Source organism: Caulobacter sp. (assembly GCF_049283275.1).
Classification (GTDB): domain Bacteria; phylum Pseudomonadota; class Alphaproteobacteria; order Caulobacterales; family Caulobacteraceae; genus Caulobacter.
Genome location: NZ_JBAPVS010000150.1, coordinates 1 through 13,272, shown reverse-complemented (window position 1 = coordinate 13,272; position 13,272 = coordinate 1). Strand labels below are relative to the sequence as shown.

At 68.4% G+C, this 13,272-nt stretch carries 15 protein-coding genes and 1 riboswitch; of the genes, 7 read left to right on the top strand and 8 right to left on the bottom strand.

What is annotated here, in order from left to right:
* Positions 1–50 precede the first annotated feature (50 nt).
* Together WAL33_RS08080 and WAL33_RS08075 are read right to left on the bottom strand one after the other, a co-directional pair.
* Positions 51–1,244 carry an acyltransferase family protein gene (locus tag WAL33_RS08080; RefSeq protein ID WP_422180237.1) on the bottom strand — a complete coding sequence of 398 codons (1,194 nt, stop codon included), beginning with the start codon at positions 1,242–1,244 and terminating at the stop codon, positions 51–53.
* A gap of 15 nt (positions 1,245–1,259) precedes the next feature.
* Positions 1,260–1,799 (bottom strand): DUF1697 domain-containing protein, encoded by a 540-nt coding sequence (locus WAL33_RS08075; protein ID WP_422180235.1) that lies wholly within the window; start codon positions 1,797–1,799, stop codon positions 1,260–1,262.
* A gap of 129 nt (positions 1,800–1,928) precedes the next feature.
* Here WAL33_RS08075 and fumC point away from each other — a divergent pair, with 129 nt between their 5' ends.
* Genes fumC through WAL33_RS08055 form a run of 4 tightly spaced genes read left to right on the top strand, consistent with a single transcriptional unit; the run spans position 1,929 to position 4,374 of the window.
* Positions 1,929–3,320, top strand: coding sequence for a class II fumarate hydratase (gene fumC / locus WAL33_RS08070; RefSeq protein ID WP_422180233.1), 1,392 nt, complete (start codon positions 1,929–1,931; stop codon positions 3,318–3,320).
* A gap of 2 nt (positions 3,321–3,322) precedes the next feature.
* The gene (locus WAL33_RS08065) at positions 3,323–3,766 is read left to right on the top strand and encodes a GNAT family N-acetyltransferase (RefSeq protein WP_422180231.1); all 444 of its coding nucleotides are present in this window, start codon (positions 3,323–3,325) and stop codon (positions 3,764–3,766) included.
* Positions 3,767–3,820: 54 nt separating this feature from the next.
* Positions 3,821–4,063 carry a type II toxin-antitoxin system CcdA family antitoxin gene (locus WAL33_RS08060; protein ID WP_422180229.1) on the top strand — a complete coding sequence of 81 codons (243 nt, stop codon included), beginning with the start codon at positions 3,821–3,823 and terminating at the stop codon, positions 4,061–4,063.
* Positions 4,060–4,374, top strand: coding sequence for a CcdB family protein (locus WAL33_RS08055; RefSeq protein ID WP_422180227.1), 315 nt, complete (start codon positions 4,060–4,062; stop codon positions 4,372–4,374). The genes WAL33_RS08060 and WAL33_RS08055 overlap by 4 nt, the downstream gene beginning before the upstream one ends.
* On the opposite strand, the gene WAL33_RS08050 is transcribed toward WAL33_RS08055, so the two are convergent.
* Both WAL33_RS08050 and WAL33_RS08045 read right to left on the bottom strand, forming a co-directional pair.
* A complete protein-coding gene (locus WAL33_RS08050) occupies positions 4,371–4,772 on the bottom strand; it encodes a YccF domain-containing protein (RefSeq protein WP_422180225.1) in 402 nt (133 codons plus the stop codon). The two genes, WAL33_RS08055 and WAL33_RS08050, sit on opposite strands and share 4 nt — an antisense overlap.
* A gap of 40 nt (positions 4,773–4,812) precedes the next feature.
* Positions 4,813–5,823: a polyprenyl synthetase family protein gene (locus WAL33_RS08045; protein ID WP_422180223.1), complete on the bottom strand. Its 1,011-nt coding sequence runs from the start codon at positions 5,821–5,823 to the stop codon at positions 4,813–4,815.
* 155 nt (positions 5,824–5,978) lie between these two features.
* Between WAL33_RS08045 and WAL33_RS08040 the strand changes: the two genes are divergently transcribed.
* Positions 5,979–6,722, top strand: a complete 744-nt coding sequence (locus tag WAL33_RS08040; protein WP_422180283.1) for a tRNA1(Val) (adenine(37)-N6)-methyltransferase — start codon at positions 5,979–5,981, stop codon at positions 6,720–6,722.
* Positions 6,723–6,774: 52 nt separating this feature from the next.
* Positions 6,775–7,002: riboswitch (cobalamin riboswitch) on the top strand.
* 118 nt (positions 7,003–7,120) lie between these two features.
* A complete protein-coding gene (gene metE, locus WAL33_RS08035) occupies positions 7,121–9,448 on the top strand; it encodes a 5-methyltetrahydropteroyltriglutamate--homocysteine S-methyltransferase (RefSeq protein ID WP_422180221.1) in 2,328 nt (775 codons plus the stop codon).
* 85 nt (positions 9,449–9,533) lie between these two features.
* Here the strand turns inward: metE and WAL33_RS08030 are convergent, their stop codons facing one another.
* Positions 9,534–10,097, bottom strand: coding sequence for a nucleoside 2-deoxyribosyltransferase (locus WAL33_RS08030; protein ID WP_422180219.1), 564 nt, complete (start codon positions 10,095–10,097; stop codon positions 9,534–9,536).
* A gap of 50 nt (positions 10,098–10,147) precedes the next feature.
* Between WAL33_RS08030 and WAL33_RS08025 the strand changes: the two genes are divergently transcribed.
* The gene (locus WAL33_RS08025; protein WP_422180217.1) at positions 10,148–10,960 is read left to right on the top strand and encodes a CAP domain-containing protein; all 813 of its coding nucleotides are present in this window, start codon (positions 10,148–10,150) and stop codon (positions 10,958–10,960) included.
* Between the two features lie 74 nt (positions 10,961–11,034).
* Here WAL33_RS08025 and WAL33_RS08020 read toward each other — a convergent pair whose 3' ends face one another.
* The 3 genes from WAL33_RS08020 to WAL33_RS08010 form a co-directional block, all read right to left on the bottom strand.
* Entirely contained in the window at positions 11,035–11,328 is a 294-nt protein-coding gene (locus WAL33_RS08020) for a hypothetical protein (RefSeq protein ID WP_422180215.1), read from the bottom strand.
* A 222-nt stretch (positions 11,329–11,550) separates the two neighbouring features.
* Positions 11,551–12,570, bottom strand: a complete 1,020-nt coding sequence (gene ilvC, locus WAL33_RS08015) for a ketol-acid reductoisomerase (protein WP_422180213.1) — start codon at positions 12,568–12,570, stop codon at positions 11,551–11,553.
* Positions 12,571–12,821: 251 nt separating this feature from the next.
* Positions 12,822–13,272 (bottom strand): RcnB family protein (locus WAL33_RS08010; RefSeq protein WP_422180211.1); only part of this gene is annotated, 451 nt, incomplete at its 5' end.

Below are 13,272 nucleotides of genomic sequence, written 5' to 3'. Positions count from 1 at the left end.
ATCTCCTGACGTCCCGCCCCTATATCCGACCGCCGGCCACCCCGCCACGCCTAGAGCCGCAGGTGGATCCCGCGACGGTGCAAGGGCGTGATCACCGCGGTGATCAGGGCCAGGATCGCCAGGGCGCAGAGCAGCGAGGCCAGATAGAGATCGGCGGTCAGCCGCTGGGCTGTCTCGAAGCCGAAAGCCTGGAGCGTCAGGTCCGGCAGACCCGCTCGGTGCTGCAACGGCAGGCTGGAGCAGACGCCCAGGACCTGCGAGACGACGAAGGCCAGGATGGCGTTGCCGCCCAGCACCTTCAGCGGCGCCGCGACGATCTCGACCCACCGGATCTTCAGGAGCGCCTGGAGCACCACCAGGGCGACCAGCGACGCGCCGCTGCTGAACAGGGCGAAGCTGGACGTCCAGATCCGCTTGTTGACCGGCACGACCGGATCCAGCGCCAGACCGACCGCGATCAGGGCCACGCCCAGGATCAGCAGAGGGACTAGGCCCGCCGCCCCTTCCTCGCCCTGCTCCGAACGCCGGACCAGCAGCGTGGCGGCGATCGCGCCGATCAGGACGTTGACCGTGGCCGGCAAGGTCGAGAGCAGGCCTTCGGGGTCATAGGTCACGCCCACGCCCTCGGTCAGGCCGTAGGCCCACAGGTGGGGGATCGTGAACACCGCCCGATCGACGAAGGCCGGCAGCGAGCCGTACGAATCCAACCGTCCAACGCCGAAACCGGGGACCAGCGTGAAGGCCAGCAGCGCCCAGTAGCCGACCAGCAGCACTGCGGCGGCCAGCGCGGTGACGCCGAGATTGATCCGCAGCGTTCCGTCGGCGGCGGGCTTGGCCGGCAGCAGGCACAGGGCGCTGGCCAGGGCGTAGCACAGGCCGATCCGCTGCAGGATGCCGGGGATGCGCAGATGGGCCAGATCGAAGGTCGGCAGGGCGTTGAGCACCAAGCCCAGCAGGATCAGCAGGCCGGTCCGGCGAGCGATCTTGATCCACAGCGCGGCCGAGGTGCGCTGCGCGGCCCGCAGACGCGGCGCCGAGAGGCCGATCGCCATGCCGACGCAGAACAGGAAGGTCGGAAACACCAGGTCGGCCGGGGTCCAACCGTTCCAAGCCGCGTGCTTGAGCGGCGCATAGCTGTCCTCCCAAGATCCCGGACTCGTCACCAGGATCATCCCCGCGACAGCCAGCCCTCTCAAAAGGTCGAGCGCCAAGATCCGCCCGCCGTCAGCTTTCGCCGATCCCATCGGTCATCCTCCCCGTCAGAGTCCCGCCATCGCCGCCAGCTTCAGCACCGTGTTCCAGTTACGGGCGGTGCCGACCGGGGCCTTCTTGGTCTTCTTCCAGTCGCGATCCAACATCGACTCGCCGATGCCGTCGATGAAGTCGACATAGAGCGCCTTGCCGCCGCCCTCGACCCGCTCACGGCCGGTGATCGCCGCGCGCAGCACCTCGAGGTCGCCCGCGGGGATCGGATGCTTGAGGAAATTGACCACCAGGTGGTTGGGCCGGGTCTCGGCCAGTTCCGGAAACGGATTGGCGGCGATGATCGCCTTCAGCTCGTCCGGCGAGCGGACCATGAAGTCGGTGCGCAGACCCATGCGCTTTTCAAGACCGTCCTCCAGGCGTTGTTCGATGTCGGCGTCCGAGCCGCCCTTCCCCCACAGCACCAGATTGCCGCTGGCCAGCAGGGTCTTGGCGTCGTCGAAGCCCAGGTCCTTGGCCAGGCCCAGCAGGTCGTCCTTGAGCACCTTGCGCCCGCCGACATTGACGGCCCGAAGCAGGGCGATGTGAGGGCTCATGGGAGACTCCCGTTGGGTGGAATATTCAAGGCGTAGGGCCCGTCGGACGGCTTCGCAAGCCGGGAACGTTGCCCTGGGCTCGCCTTGGGGCTAGACCCCGCTCGACCGTTTTTCCGGGAGACCCGCCGCATGACCGCCACGCGCAACGAGACCGACACCTTTGGACCGATCGCCGTCGAGAACGACAAGTACTGGGGCGCTCAGGCCCAGCGCTCGCTCGGCAACTTCAAGATCGGCTGGGAGAAGCAACCGCTTCCCGTCGTCCGCGCCCTGGGCATCGTCAAGCGCGCCGCCGCCGAGGCCAACCTGGCCCTGGGCAAGCTGGACCCGAAGATCGCCGAAACCATCATCGCGGCCGCCAACGAGGTCATCGAAGGCAAGCTGAACGACCACTTCCCGCTGGTGGTCTGGCAGACCGGCTCGGGCACCCAGTCGAACATGAACGCCAACGAGGTGATCTCGAACCGCGCGATCGAGATGCTGGGCGGCGAGATGGGCAGCAAGAAGCCCGTCCACCCCAACGACCACGTCAATATGAGCCAGTCGTCGAACGATACGTTCCCAACGGCCATGCACATCGCCTGCGCCGAACAGATCGTCAGCGACCTGCTGCCGGCGCTGAAGCACCTGCACGCGGCCCTGAAGGCCAAGTCCGAGGCCTGGGCCAAGATCATCAAGATCGGCCGCACCCACACGCAAGACGCCACGCCCCTGACGCTCGGCCAAGAGTTCGGCGGCTACGCCCAGCAGGTGGCCAACGGCATCGAGCGCATCGAGCTGACCCTGCCCAAGCTGATGGAACTGGCCCAGGGCGGCACCGCCGTCGGCACCGGCCTGAACGCCCCGATCGGCTTCGCCGAGAAGGTGGCCGAGCAGATCGCCGCCATCACCGGCCTGCCCTTCACCACCGCGCCCAACAAGTTCGAGGCCCTGGCCGCCCACGACGCCATGGTCTTCAGCCACGGCGCGATCAACACGGTCGCCGCCAGCCTGTTCAAGATCGCCAATGACATCCGCTTCCTGGGCAGCGGCCCGCGCGCGGGCCTGGGCGAGCTCAGCCTGCCGGAAAACGAGCCGGGCTCGTCGATCATGCCGGGCAAGGTCAACCCGACCCAGTCCGAAGCCCTCACCCAGGTCTGCGTCCAGGTGTTCGGCAACCACGCCGCCGTCACCTTCGCCGGCAGCCAGGGCCATTTCGAGCTGAACGTCTTCAACCCGGTGATGGCCTACAACTTCCTGCAGTCGGTGCGCCTGCTGGCCGACGCCGCGATCAGCTTCACCGACAACTGCGTGGTGGGCATCGAGCCGCGGATCGACAACATCCAGAAGGGCGTCGAGAACAGCCTGATGCTGGTCACGGCCCTGAACGGCAAGCTGGGCTACGACGCCTGCGCCAAGATCGCCAAGACTGCGCACAAGAACGGCACCACCCTGCGCGAGGAAGCCGTCGGCGGCGGCTACCTGACCAACGAAGAGTTCGACCAGTACGTCCGCCCCGAGAACATGATCTCGCCGGGCTGATCTTGATCCAGCTGATCCGGATCATCGACGACCTGCCGGACGGCTTGCCCGCCCTCCTCGCCGACGCGGCGAGCGAGGGCGTCGGCAACATGGCGCTGTTGGCTCACGACTGGGCCGGTGGCCAGCGCTTCAACGGCGACGGCGAGGCCCTGCTGGGCGCGCTGCTGGCCGGGGAACTGGCGGGGATCGGCGGTCTCTCCGTCGAGCCCGCCGCAGCCGAGCACGCCCGCCGCGTGCGCCGCTTCTACGTTCGCCCCGCCTTCCGCCGCCAGGGCGTGGCGAGAACCCTTGCCTCGGCCCTCTTGCAAGAAGCCCTAGACCAGGTCGATCTCCTCACCCGCAACGCCGCCGCCTCTCCCGCCGCCGCGCTGTTCTGGGAAGCCCAGGGCTTTTCACCAGACACTTCAGGGCCTTGGACGCACGTGCTGCGACGGAGCGCCCGCTAGAAACGTCTGTTTCCGCGCCTGTCAGACGGGCATGGCTCGTGTTAGCTTTCGCCCATGGGCAAGGTCGAACTCGACATCGGCATCGATCCGGAACTGCTGGCTCAGGCCAAGCGGCTGGGGATTTCCGTCACCGGCATGAGCGAGACGCAGCTGCGACTGCACCTTCAGAAGATCGACCCCGCCGGCGCCGAGGACCGCGCGCGGCGGTGGGCGGAAGAGAACGCCGAGGTGATCGGCGAACTGAATGGCTTTGTCGAAGAGCATGGCGCGTTTGGCGCGGAGTGGCGTCGCTGGTGATCCGCCAGTACGACGTCTTCCACAATCCTGGCGTATCCACGCGCGACAAGATTCCCTATGTGGTCGTCCTGCAATCCCACCTTTTCGAGGCCCTGCCGACGGTGGTCATTGCGCCGCTCATGCGGCTTGAGCGATCGGCACGTAACAGCAAGGTCTTGGTGGAAGTTGAGTTCGCAGGCGAAGGCCTTGTCGTGAACGCGGCGTTCCTCAGCAACATCGAGCACCGCGAACTAGGCCGATCACGAGGCTCGCTCGCCGCCTACGAAGACGACATCCGTCGCGCCGTCGATCGCCTGTTCACCGGCTTCTAGCGCCGGACCACCACCGTCCGCCCGATCGGAGCGATCGCCACGACGGCCAGCTGCAGGTCCTTGATCGCGAACGGGATGCCGATGATCGTCACCGCCTCCAAGGCGGCGGCGACCAGATGCGACAGGGCGATGTACCAGCCGCCCAGCAGGAACCAGATCACGTTGAGCACGACCCCCAGGCCGCCGGTGCCCAGGTCCCCGCGGCCGGTGACCAGCTCGCGCGGCACGATCTCCTTGCCGAACGGCCAGAAGGCGAAGCCGGCGATGCGCCAGGCCGCGCCCGCATAGGGCAGGCCCACGACCGTGAGGGCCAGCAACGCCCCGCCCAACAGCCACAGACAGCCGGAGATGAAGCCGCCGAAGATGAACCACAGGATGTTGAGCAACAGGCGGATCATGACGGTCTCCCAGGAAAGCGTGACCTAAGCGTGCGTGGCGTCAGGCGCGCCGGCTGACCGCGAAGTCGGCCAGGCTCTCCAGGCTGGAGCGCCAGTCATTGGCCGGGAAGCTGGCCAGGGCCAGCTTGGCCTTGTCGGCATAGCCTGAGGCGAGATCCAAGGTGGCTTCCAGCGACCCGGTGCCGACGATCAGCTCGCGGGCCCGGCGGAAATCGGCCTCGGTCTGCTCGCGGCGGCCGATGGCCCGTTCCCAGAACTCGGCCTCGCGCGGACCCGAGCGGGCGATGGCCAGCAGCAGCGGCAAGGTGGCCTTGCCTTCGCGGAAGTCGTCGCCGGCGTTCTTGCCCAGGGCTTCGGTGGTCCCGCCGTAGTCCAGGGCGTCGTCGGCCAGCTGGAAGGCCAGGCCCAGGTTCATGCCGTAGGCGCGCAGGGCGTCGGACTTGGCCGCCTCGACGCCGGCCGACACGCCGCCGGCTTCCGAAGCCGCGGCGAACAGCTCGGCGGTCTTGGCGCCGATGATTTCCAGGTACAGCGCCTGAGACAGGTTCAGGTCGTGGCTGCGGGTGAGTTGAAGCACTTCGCCTTCGGCGATCACCCGGCTTGCACGGGCCAGGATCTCCAGCGCCTTCATCGAGTTGGTTTCGACCATCAGCTCGAAGGCCCGGGCGAACAGGAAGTCGCCGACCAGCACGCTCTGCGCCGCGCCCCAGATCAGGTGGGCCGCGACCTTGCCGCGCCGCAGCTGGCTGCCGTCGACCACGTCGTCGTGCAGCAGGGTGGCGGTGTGGATGAATTCGACGGCGGCGGCCAGTTTCAGGCAGGTGTCGTTGTTCGACCCGGCCAGGCGTGCGGCGGCCACGGTCAGCAGCGGGCGCAAGCGCTTGCCGCCGGCGGCGATCAGGTGCTCGGCCAGGGCGGGAATGACCGGAACCTCGCTCTGCATGCGCGCGGTGATCAAGGCGTCGACCCCAGCCATGTCGGCGGCGGCCAGCCGCGCGAGACGATCCACCGATCCCGGCTCCCGGGCGAGGGTCGCTGCAGCTGCGTCCAAAACCATACTCTCCCTGCTGACACCCGCCGGCGGTCGGCGTGCGCCTCGCGTCCCGCGGGCTTGATCAGCCGTTGCGAGCGACAATGCTGGCGGGATAGGTCAGGGTCAAGGCGAGCACAAGGCTTGAAACGTTGCCGAACGAGATACCCGCGTCCATCAAACCCTCGGGCGTCACCGAAGACGCCGTCCTGAACGGCCGTGTCAGGCTGCGCCAGCCCCTGGCCGGCTATAGGGCGGGCATGGACGCGGCCTTGCTGGCGGCCGCCTGCGACGCCGATCCGGACCAGCGGGTGATCGAGGCCGGCTGCGGGGTCGGCGGCGCGCTGCTGGCCGCGGCGGTCCGGCGTCCGGACACCCGATTCGTCGGACTGGAGCGCGATCCCGCCGCCGCCGACCTGGCGCGGGGCAACGCCGCGCTCAACGGGCTGGAGAATCGCGTCGAGATCGTCCGCGGCGACGTCGAGGGGGGGTTTCGGGCCCTGAACCTGCCGGTGTTCGACGCCGTGATCAGCAATCCGCCTTTTTTCGACGATCCAGGGGCCCTGCGCGCGCCCGCCCCGGAGAAGTCCGGCGCCTGGATGGCCGACGGCGGGCTGGCGGCCTGGACGGGCTTTTGCCTGAAGGCGGTGCGCGAGGGCGGGACCCTCACCCTGATCCATCGCGCCGACCGACTGGCCGACATCCTGGCCCTGCTGGCCCCCAAGGCCGGCTCGTTCAAGATCCGCCCCATCGCGCCCTTCGCCGACGCTCCGGCCAAGCGGGTGATCGTGCGGGCGATCAAGACCGGCAAGGCGCCGCTGGTGCTGTTGCCGCCGCTGGTGCTGCATGAGCGCGAGGGCGCGGGGCATTCGGCGGCGGCCGAGGCCATCCTGCGCGGCGACGCGGCGCTCGGTTGGTGAAAATCACATAAGGATATCTTTATATCCCCCTTGACGCCTAGCCAGAACGAGCGCTTCCTACGCTCGTCGTGGTCTGCGGACGTTCGCGTCCGGAGCTAAGAGGGAAGTCGGTGAGGGCGTGAAAACCCGAGCCCGGCGCTGCCCCCGCAACTGTGAGCGGCGAGCCGCTGTCCATTACGTGTCACTGACGCGCCGAAGCTGGATCGGTGGCGTGTCGGGAAGGCCAGGACAGGGGCGCTGACCCGTGAGCCAGGAGACCTGCCCCGACCTATAACGTCCTCCGGCGGGGTGCCCGGTCTGGTCGCTTGCAAGGCGTGACCCGGGCGTGAGCCCCCGTGCGCGGCCGAACGCGCGCCCCGATCAGCCTCCCGCCATCACACCGGCAGAGGCTTTTTGAAATGACCGTCACCGTCGCCACCCTGGGCTTTCCCCGCATCGGCCCGCGCCGTGAGCTGAAACTCGCGCTCGAGGACCACTGGGCCGGCAAGATCGACGCCCCTTCCCTGCTGGCCACGGCCGCCGAGCTGCGCGCCAAGGCCTGGGCCCGCCAGAAGGCCTTGGGCGTTGACCACCTGCCCAGCAATGACTTCTCGCTCTACGACCACGTGCTGGACACCAGCGTGATGGTCGGCGCGATCCCGAAGGCCTATGGCCAGGCCGGCGGACCGGTCGACACCGCGACCTATTTCGCCATGGCGCGAGGAACCCAAGGCCAGACCGAGGTCTGCGAGCATGGTCACGTCCACGCCCACGGCGCGGGCCTGCCGGCCATGGAGATGACCAAGTGGTTCGACACCAACTATCATTACCTGACGCCCGAGGTGTCGCGCGGCCAGACCTTCGCCCTGTCTTCCACAAAACCGATCGATGAGTTCCTGGAGGCCAAGACCCTGGGAATCCGCACCCGCCCCGTGCTGCTGGGTCCGGTCACCTTCCTGAAGCTGGCCAAAAGCCGTGACCCAGACTTCTCGACGCTGTCGCTGCTGTCGTCGCTGATCCCGGTCTATGTCGAGGTCCTGCAGCGCCTGATGGCGGCGGGGGCCGACTGGGTGCAGATCGACGAGCCCTGCCTGGCGCTGGACCTCACGGACTTCGAGCGGGGCGAACTGCGGCGGACCTACGGGCTGCTGACCCATGCCACGCCTGGCCTGCGCATCATGCTGACCAGCTATTTCGGCGCGTATGGCGACAACCTGTCGACCGCCGCCAACCTGCCGGTCGACGGCCTGCACGTCGACCTGGCCCGCGCGCCGGAACAGCTGGACGCGGTGCTGTCGTCGGCGCGCGAGGGCCTGGTGCTGTCGCTGGGCGTGATCGACGGCCGCAATGTCTGGCGCGCCGACCTGGAAGCCTTGCTGGACCGGCTGGACCCGATCGTCTCCAAGCGCGGCGGCGACCGCGTCATCCTGGCCCCGTCCTGTTCGCTGCTGCACACGCCGACCGACCTGGCGCTGGAAACGGCGCTGGATCCAGAGGTCCGCCAATGGCTGGCCTTCGCCGTCCAGAAGATCGAGGAACTGGCCGTCCTGGCCAAGGCGCTCAACGAGGGCCGTGAGGCCGTGCGCCCCGCCCTGGAGGCGGCCTCCAAGGCCGCCGCGGCGCGACGGGCCTCGCCCAGCATCCATGACCCGGCGGTCCAGGCCCGGCTGGCCGCCGTGACCCCGGACGACGCCCGGCGCGGCGCGGCGTTCTCCCAGCGGATCACCCTGCAGCAGGCCCGCCTGAACCTGCCGCCGCTGCCGACCACGACGATCGGCTCGTTTCCCCAGACCAGCGCCGTGCGCAAGGCCCGCGCGGCCTACGCCAAGGGCGCCCTGGCCGACGCCGACTATCAGCTGTTCCTGCGCGAGGAGACCGCCGCCGCGGTGGCCTGGCAGGAGGAAATCGACCTCGATGTGCTGGTGCACGGCGAGTTCGAGCGCAACGACATGGTCCAGTACTTCGGCGAGCAGCTCTCCGGCTTCGTGTTCACCAAGCACGCCTGGGTCCAATCGTACGGCTCACGCTGCGTGCGGCCGCCGATCATCTTCGGCGACGTGTCGCGGCCCAAGCCGATGACGGTGGAGTGGTGGCGTTACGCCCAGTCCCTGACCGCCCGGCCGATGAAGGGCATGCTGACCGGCCCGGTCACCATCCTGCAGTGGTCGTTCGTCCGTGACGACATCCCCCGCAGCCAGACCTGCCGCCAGATCGCCCTGGCGATCCGCGACGAGGTGGTTGACCTGGAGGCGGCCGGCGCCAAGGTCATCCAGATCGACGAGGCGGCGCTGCGCGAGGGCCTGCCCCTGCGCCGCGCCGACCGCCAGGCCTATCTGGACTGGGCGGTCGAGGCCTTCCGCCTGACGGCCTCGGGCGTCCGCGACGAGACCCAGATCCACACCCACATGTGCTATTCGGAGTTCAACGACATCATCGCCGCGATCGGGGCGATGGACGCCGACGTCATCTCCATCGAGACCGCGCGCTCGAAGATGGAGCTGCTGGACGCCTTCGAGGCCTACGCCTATCCGGCCGAGATCGGGCCGGGCGTCTACGACATCCATGCGCCGCGCGTGCCGGGATCAGACGAGATGGTCGCCCTGCTGACCACCGCCGGCCGCCGGCTCTCGCCGAGCCAGCTTTGGGTCAATCCCGACTGCGGCCTGAAGACCCGCAAGTGGGACGAGGTCCGTCCGGCATTGGTCAACATGGTCGCGGCGGCGAAAGCCGCGCGGGCGGTGTTGTAACCGAAGAAGGGGACACACGCTCACGGCAAGGCCTCGCCGGTTCGGCCAGGGCCGCGGGGTGAGCGTGTGTCCCCTTCTTAGCCCCCTACTCCGCGTACAGCGCCAACGCCTCCAGGCACATCTCCAGGCCCGTCAGGTCGTGCAGCGGATCGTCGGTGATGATCACGAACAGCCGCCGGGCCTCGGCCCACAGCATCAGGGTCTCGGGCAGGCCGAAGTCTTCGACCACGCAGCCGTCGCCGTCGCGCCAGACGCCGTGCTCGTCGCGCTGGGCGCCGACATGCACCTCGACGCGGTCGACATATTCGGCCTCGCTCTCGTCGGAAACGTTCACATAGGCCATGATCGGCCGCCCAAGCCCCGCCAGCACTCCGGCCTCGAAGGCGGCGGCGCTGGCGCAGGAGGGCCCGCGGAACGGCGTCAGATTGATGATCCCGGCGTCGGCCTGCCGCAGCTTGGCCATCCTCTCGGCATAGAGTTCGCGGGCCTGGATCTCGACATTGTCGGGCTGGGTCTCGACGATGGCGGGAGCGGTCAGGCCGGTGAAGCCGTTATCCAGACAGAGGGCGCGCTGACGCGCGGCCTGGGCCTCAGCGTCGGGAAGCCAAGGTTCGGGTCCGGCCAGCCAGATGGAACGTACGGGTCTCATGGACCCTTAGAGCTTGCCGAAACGGGACGCTGTCAACCGCCTTGAGGATCATGAACGCCCCAAACCGCCGCACGCTGATCGCCGCCGCCGCCTCCGCCCTGGTCCTACCCGGCCTCGCCCCTGACCCAGCGGAGGCCGCCATGGGCGACCCGTGGCTGGCCTATGACCGCCGCCTGCGCCGCCAGTTGGCCGAGAGCCGGGGCGACTTCGACCCCGACTTCGAGACCGACCTGCACGATCTGGGCGACATCTTCCGACGCGGCCGAGGACTGCCCGACCTGGCGCCCGATCCGGGTCTGACCTTGGCGGCCCGGGCCCATGCCGCCGACATCGCCCGCACGGGGGTCTTCGACCACATGACCCGCGAGGGCTTCGGTCCCGCCGCCCGCGTGGGCCTGCTGGCGCGCGACCTGATCGGCGCTCCGGCCGAGAACATCGCCGAGCGCCTGAACGCCGCCGGCGCGGTGCGGCCTGACCAGATCATGGGCCAGTGGAAGACCAGCCCGGGTCACCGCGCCAACCTGTTGGCGCCGGGCTTCACCCACGTGGGCTTCGGCGTGCTGCGCCAAGGTCGCGAGGTGATCGCTCTGGGGGTCTATGCCGAGGTCTCGGCCCGTCTGGCCGCCCCCGCCCCGCTGCGGGTGACGTCGGTGGCCGCCCTGGCTTCGGCCCTGTCGAACGCCACCCCGCGCATCGACCAGTTCTCGGTGTCCGAACCCGGCGGCGAGGCGCTGATCGAGACCTACGTTGAGGCCCCCGGCGCCCAGACCCTGCCGCCGGGCGCCTGGCAACTGCGCCCCCACCTGTCGACCGGCGCGCGGAAACACCTGGTGGCCTGGGGGCCGGTGTTCGTGCTGGGGTGAAGGCTCGGACACATCGTCAAAGCCCCGACGCGATGATCGCACCGGGGCTCCGAGACCAAGCTGGAGTACGACGCTCAGGGATTTTGAGGCGGCGGTGGCGGGGTCGGCGGGATATAGGGCCACGGCGTCCAAGGGATGTTTGGCGGCGGCCCCGGCTGGGCGGCCTCGCAGGCGTCGTACCAAGCGTCGAAACAGACGCCCCACATGGGATCGAAGCGGTCATACTGCGGGTCGCAATGGGCCCAGGCCCACCCTGTGCACAGATCGGGCTTGGCGTGGGCGGCCGGCGTGCTGACCACCATGGCCGCAGCCACGGACGCCACTGCGGCGGCGACTCTGAGAGACTTGGAGACAGTCGAATCGAACATGCAACCTCCAGGACAGGTGCGATATCGCACACTCATAGATAAACCTGAGATTGATCTACCGTCAATTGAACGCCGCGCATCCGCGTCCCCACCAAGAGAGTGAGATGCGCGCTGCCGCTTCCAGCCTCGCCGGACGGAGCCGTGAAGACGGAGATGGCCCAAACGAAAAACGGCGGGCCCTTGCGAGCCCGCCGTTCGTCGTTTCAGCGATGAAGCCGAGGCCTAGTTCTTGGCCACGTCCACCAGCTTGTTCTTGGCGATCCAGGGCATCATGGCGCGCAGGCGGCCGCCGACTTCCTCGATCTGGTGCTCGGCCGCGCGGCGACGGGTCGCCTTGAAGCTCGGCTGGCCCACTTGGTTTTCCAGCATGAAGTCGCGGACGAACTTGCCCGACTGGATGTCCTCCAGCACGCGCTTCATCTCGAGCTTGGTTTCCGGCGTGATGATGCGCGGACCGGTGACGTACTCGCCGTACTCGGCCGTGTTGCTGATCGAATAGTTCATGTTGGCGATGCCGCCTTCGTACATCAGGTCGACGATCAGCTTCAGCTCGTGCAGGCACTCGAAATAGGCCATTTCCGGCGCGTAGCCGGCTTCCACCAGCACTTCGAAGCCGGCGCGGACCAGCTCGACCGTGCCGCCGCAGAGGACGGCCTGCTCGCCGAACAGGTCGGTTTCGCATTCTTCGCGGAAGTTGGTCTCGATGATGCCCGAACGGCCGCCGCCGATGGCGCTGGCATAGGCCAGGCCGAGGTCCAGAGCGTTTCCGGTGGCGTTGTGGTGCACCGCGATCAGGCAGGGCACGCCGCCGCCCTTCTGGTACTCGCCGCGCACGGTGTGGCCGGGGCCCTTGGGAGCGACCATCAGCACGTCGATGGTGTCCTTGGGCTCGATCAGGCCGAAGTGCACGTTCAGGCCGTGGGCGAACAGCAGGGCCGCGCCGTCGCGGATGTTGGGGGCGATGTCGTTCTTGTAGATCGCGGCCTGATGCTCGTCAGGGGCCAGGATCATGATCAGGTCGGCCCAGCCGGCGGCTTCGGCGACGGTCATGACCTTCAGGCCTTCGCCCTCGGCCTTCTTGGCGGTGGGCGAGCCGGCGCGCAGGGCGACGGCGACGTTGGTCGCGCCCGAGTCCCGAAGGTTGAGAGCGTGCGCGTGACCTTGCGAACCATAGCCTACGATCGCGATCTTCTTGTCCAGGATGCGAGCGAGGTCGGCGTCGCGATCATAATAGACGCGCATGTTTTTTCTCCAGGACTGGTCAAATACGGCCGCGCCGCGCAACGGCGGAGCGACAAAGGCCGGGCGTTTGAGCGTTTTTTTGCCGTTTCGTCAAGGCGATGACGACAGAACACCGTGACCCGAAAGCCTCTGCGGCGACGTTTTAGCCGCTGGGGCGCTCCGCCGCCATGGCCAGCGCCCCCAATGCCGCCTCAAATGCCTGAATTCCCGCCCTTCCCTCCCCCTTGGCTAGGAGGGAAGGGTTCGGGTCTTCACCAGAACAGGCCGTAGAAAACGCTCAGCACCTGGCCGCTCCAGACGTCGACCAGCACAGCGTCGTTGCCGACCCGCACCCACTCGCAGCCGATGGGCGGATAGGGCAGGCCGAACTGCCCGGCGTTCAGATAGTAGGACGAGCCGTACCACCCACCCGGCAGATATTCGCCGAACGACCAGCGACGGGCGTAGAAGCCGGGCGGATAGCGGTAAGCCGGGCCGCGGTAGCGCTGGGGGGCGCGGTAGGCCGGCCGATAGTGGCGCTGATCGTAGCGCTGGCGATCATGGTCGCGTTCGCGCCAGCGGCCGTCGTTCCGGCTGTACCGACCCGGATCGCCCCGCGCTCGGTCGTCGCGTCTTTCGTCGCGTCCGAAGCCGCGATCCTGGCCGCCGCTGCGGTCGCCTTGGCCTCGCCAGCCGCCGCCGTCGCGGCCTTCTTGCGGGCTC

Bases quoted from the DNA above. Each gene is read 5' to 3' on its own strand.
- metE (WP_422180221.1), top strand. From the start codon at position 7,121: ATGACCGTCACCGTCGCCACCCTGGGCTTTCCCCGCATCGGCCCGCGC.
- fumC (WP_422180233.1), top strand. From the start codon at position 1,929: ATGACCGCCACGCGCAACGAGACCGACACCTTTGGACCGATCGCCGTC.
- WAL33_RS08020 (WP_422180215.1), bottom strand. From the start codon at position 11,328: ATGTTCGATTCGACTGTCTCCAAGTCTCTCAGAGTCGCCGCCGCAGTG.
- ilvC (WP_422180213.1), bottom strand. From the start codon at position 12,570: ATGCGCGTCTATTATGATCGCGACGCCGACCTCGCTCGCATCCTGGAC.
- WAL33_RS08025 (WP_422180217.1), top strand. From the start codon at position 10,148: ATGAACGCCCCAAACCGCCGCACGCTGATCGCCGCCGCCGCCTCCGCC.
- WAL33_RS08060 (WP_422180229.1), top strand. From the start codon at position 3,821: ATGGGCAAGGTCGAACTCGACATCGGCATCGATCCGGAACTGCTGGCT.
- WAL33_RS08075 (WP_422180235.1), bottom strand. From the start codon at position 1,799: ATGAGCCCTCACATCGCCCTGCTTCGGGCCGTCAATGTCGGCGGGCGC.
- WAL33_RS08080 (WP_422180237.1), bottom strand. From the start codon at position 1,244: ATGGGATCGGCGAAAGCTGACGGCGGGCGGATCTTGGCGCTCGACCTT.
- WAL33_RS08050 (WP_422180225.1), bottom strand. From the start codon at position 4,772: ATGATCCGCCTGTTGCTCAACATCCTGTGGTTCATCTTCGGCGGCTTC.
- WAL33_RS08030 (WP_422180219.1), bottom strand. From the start codon at position 10,097: ATGAGACCCGTACGTTCCATCTGGCTGGCCGGACCCGAACCTTGGCTT.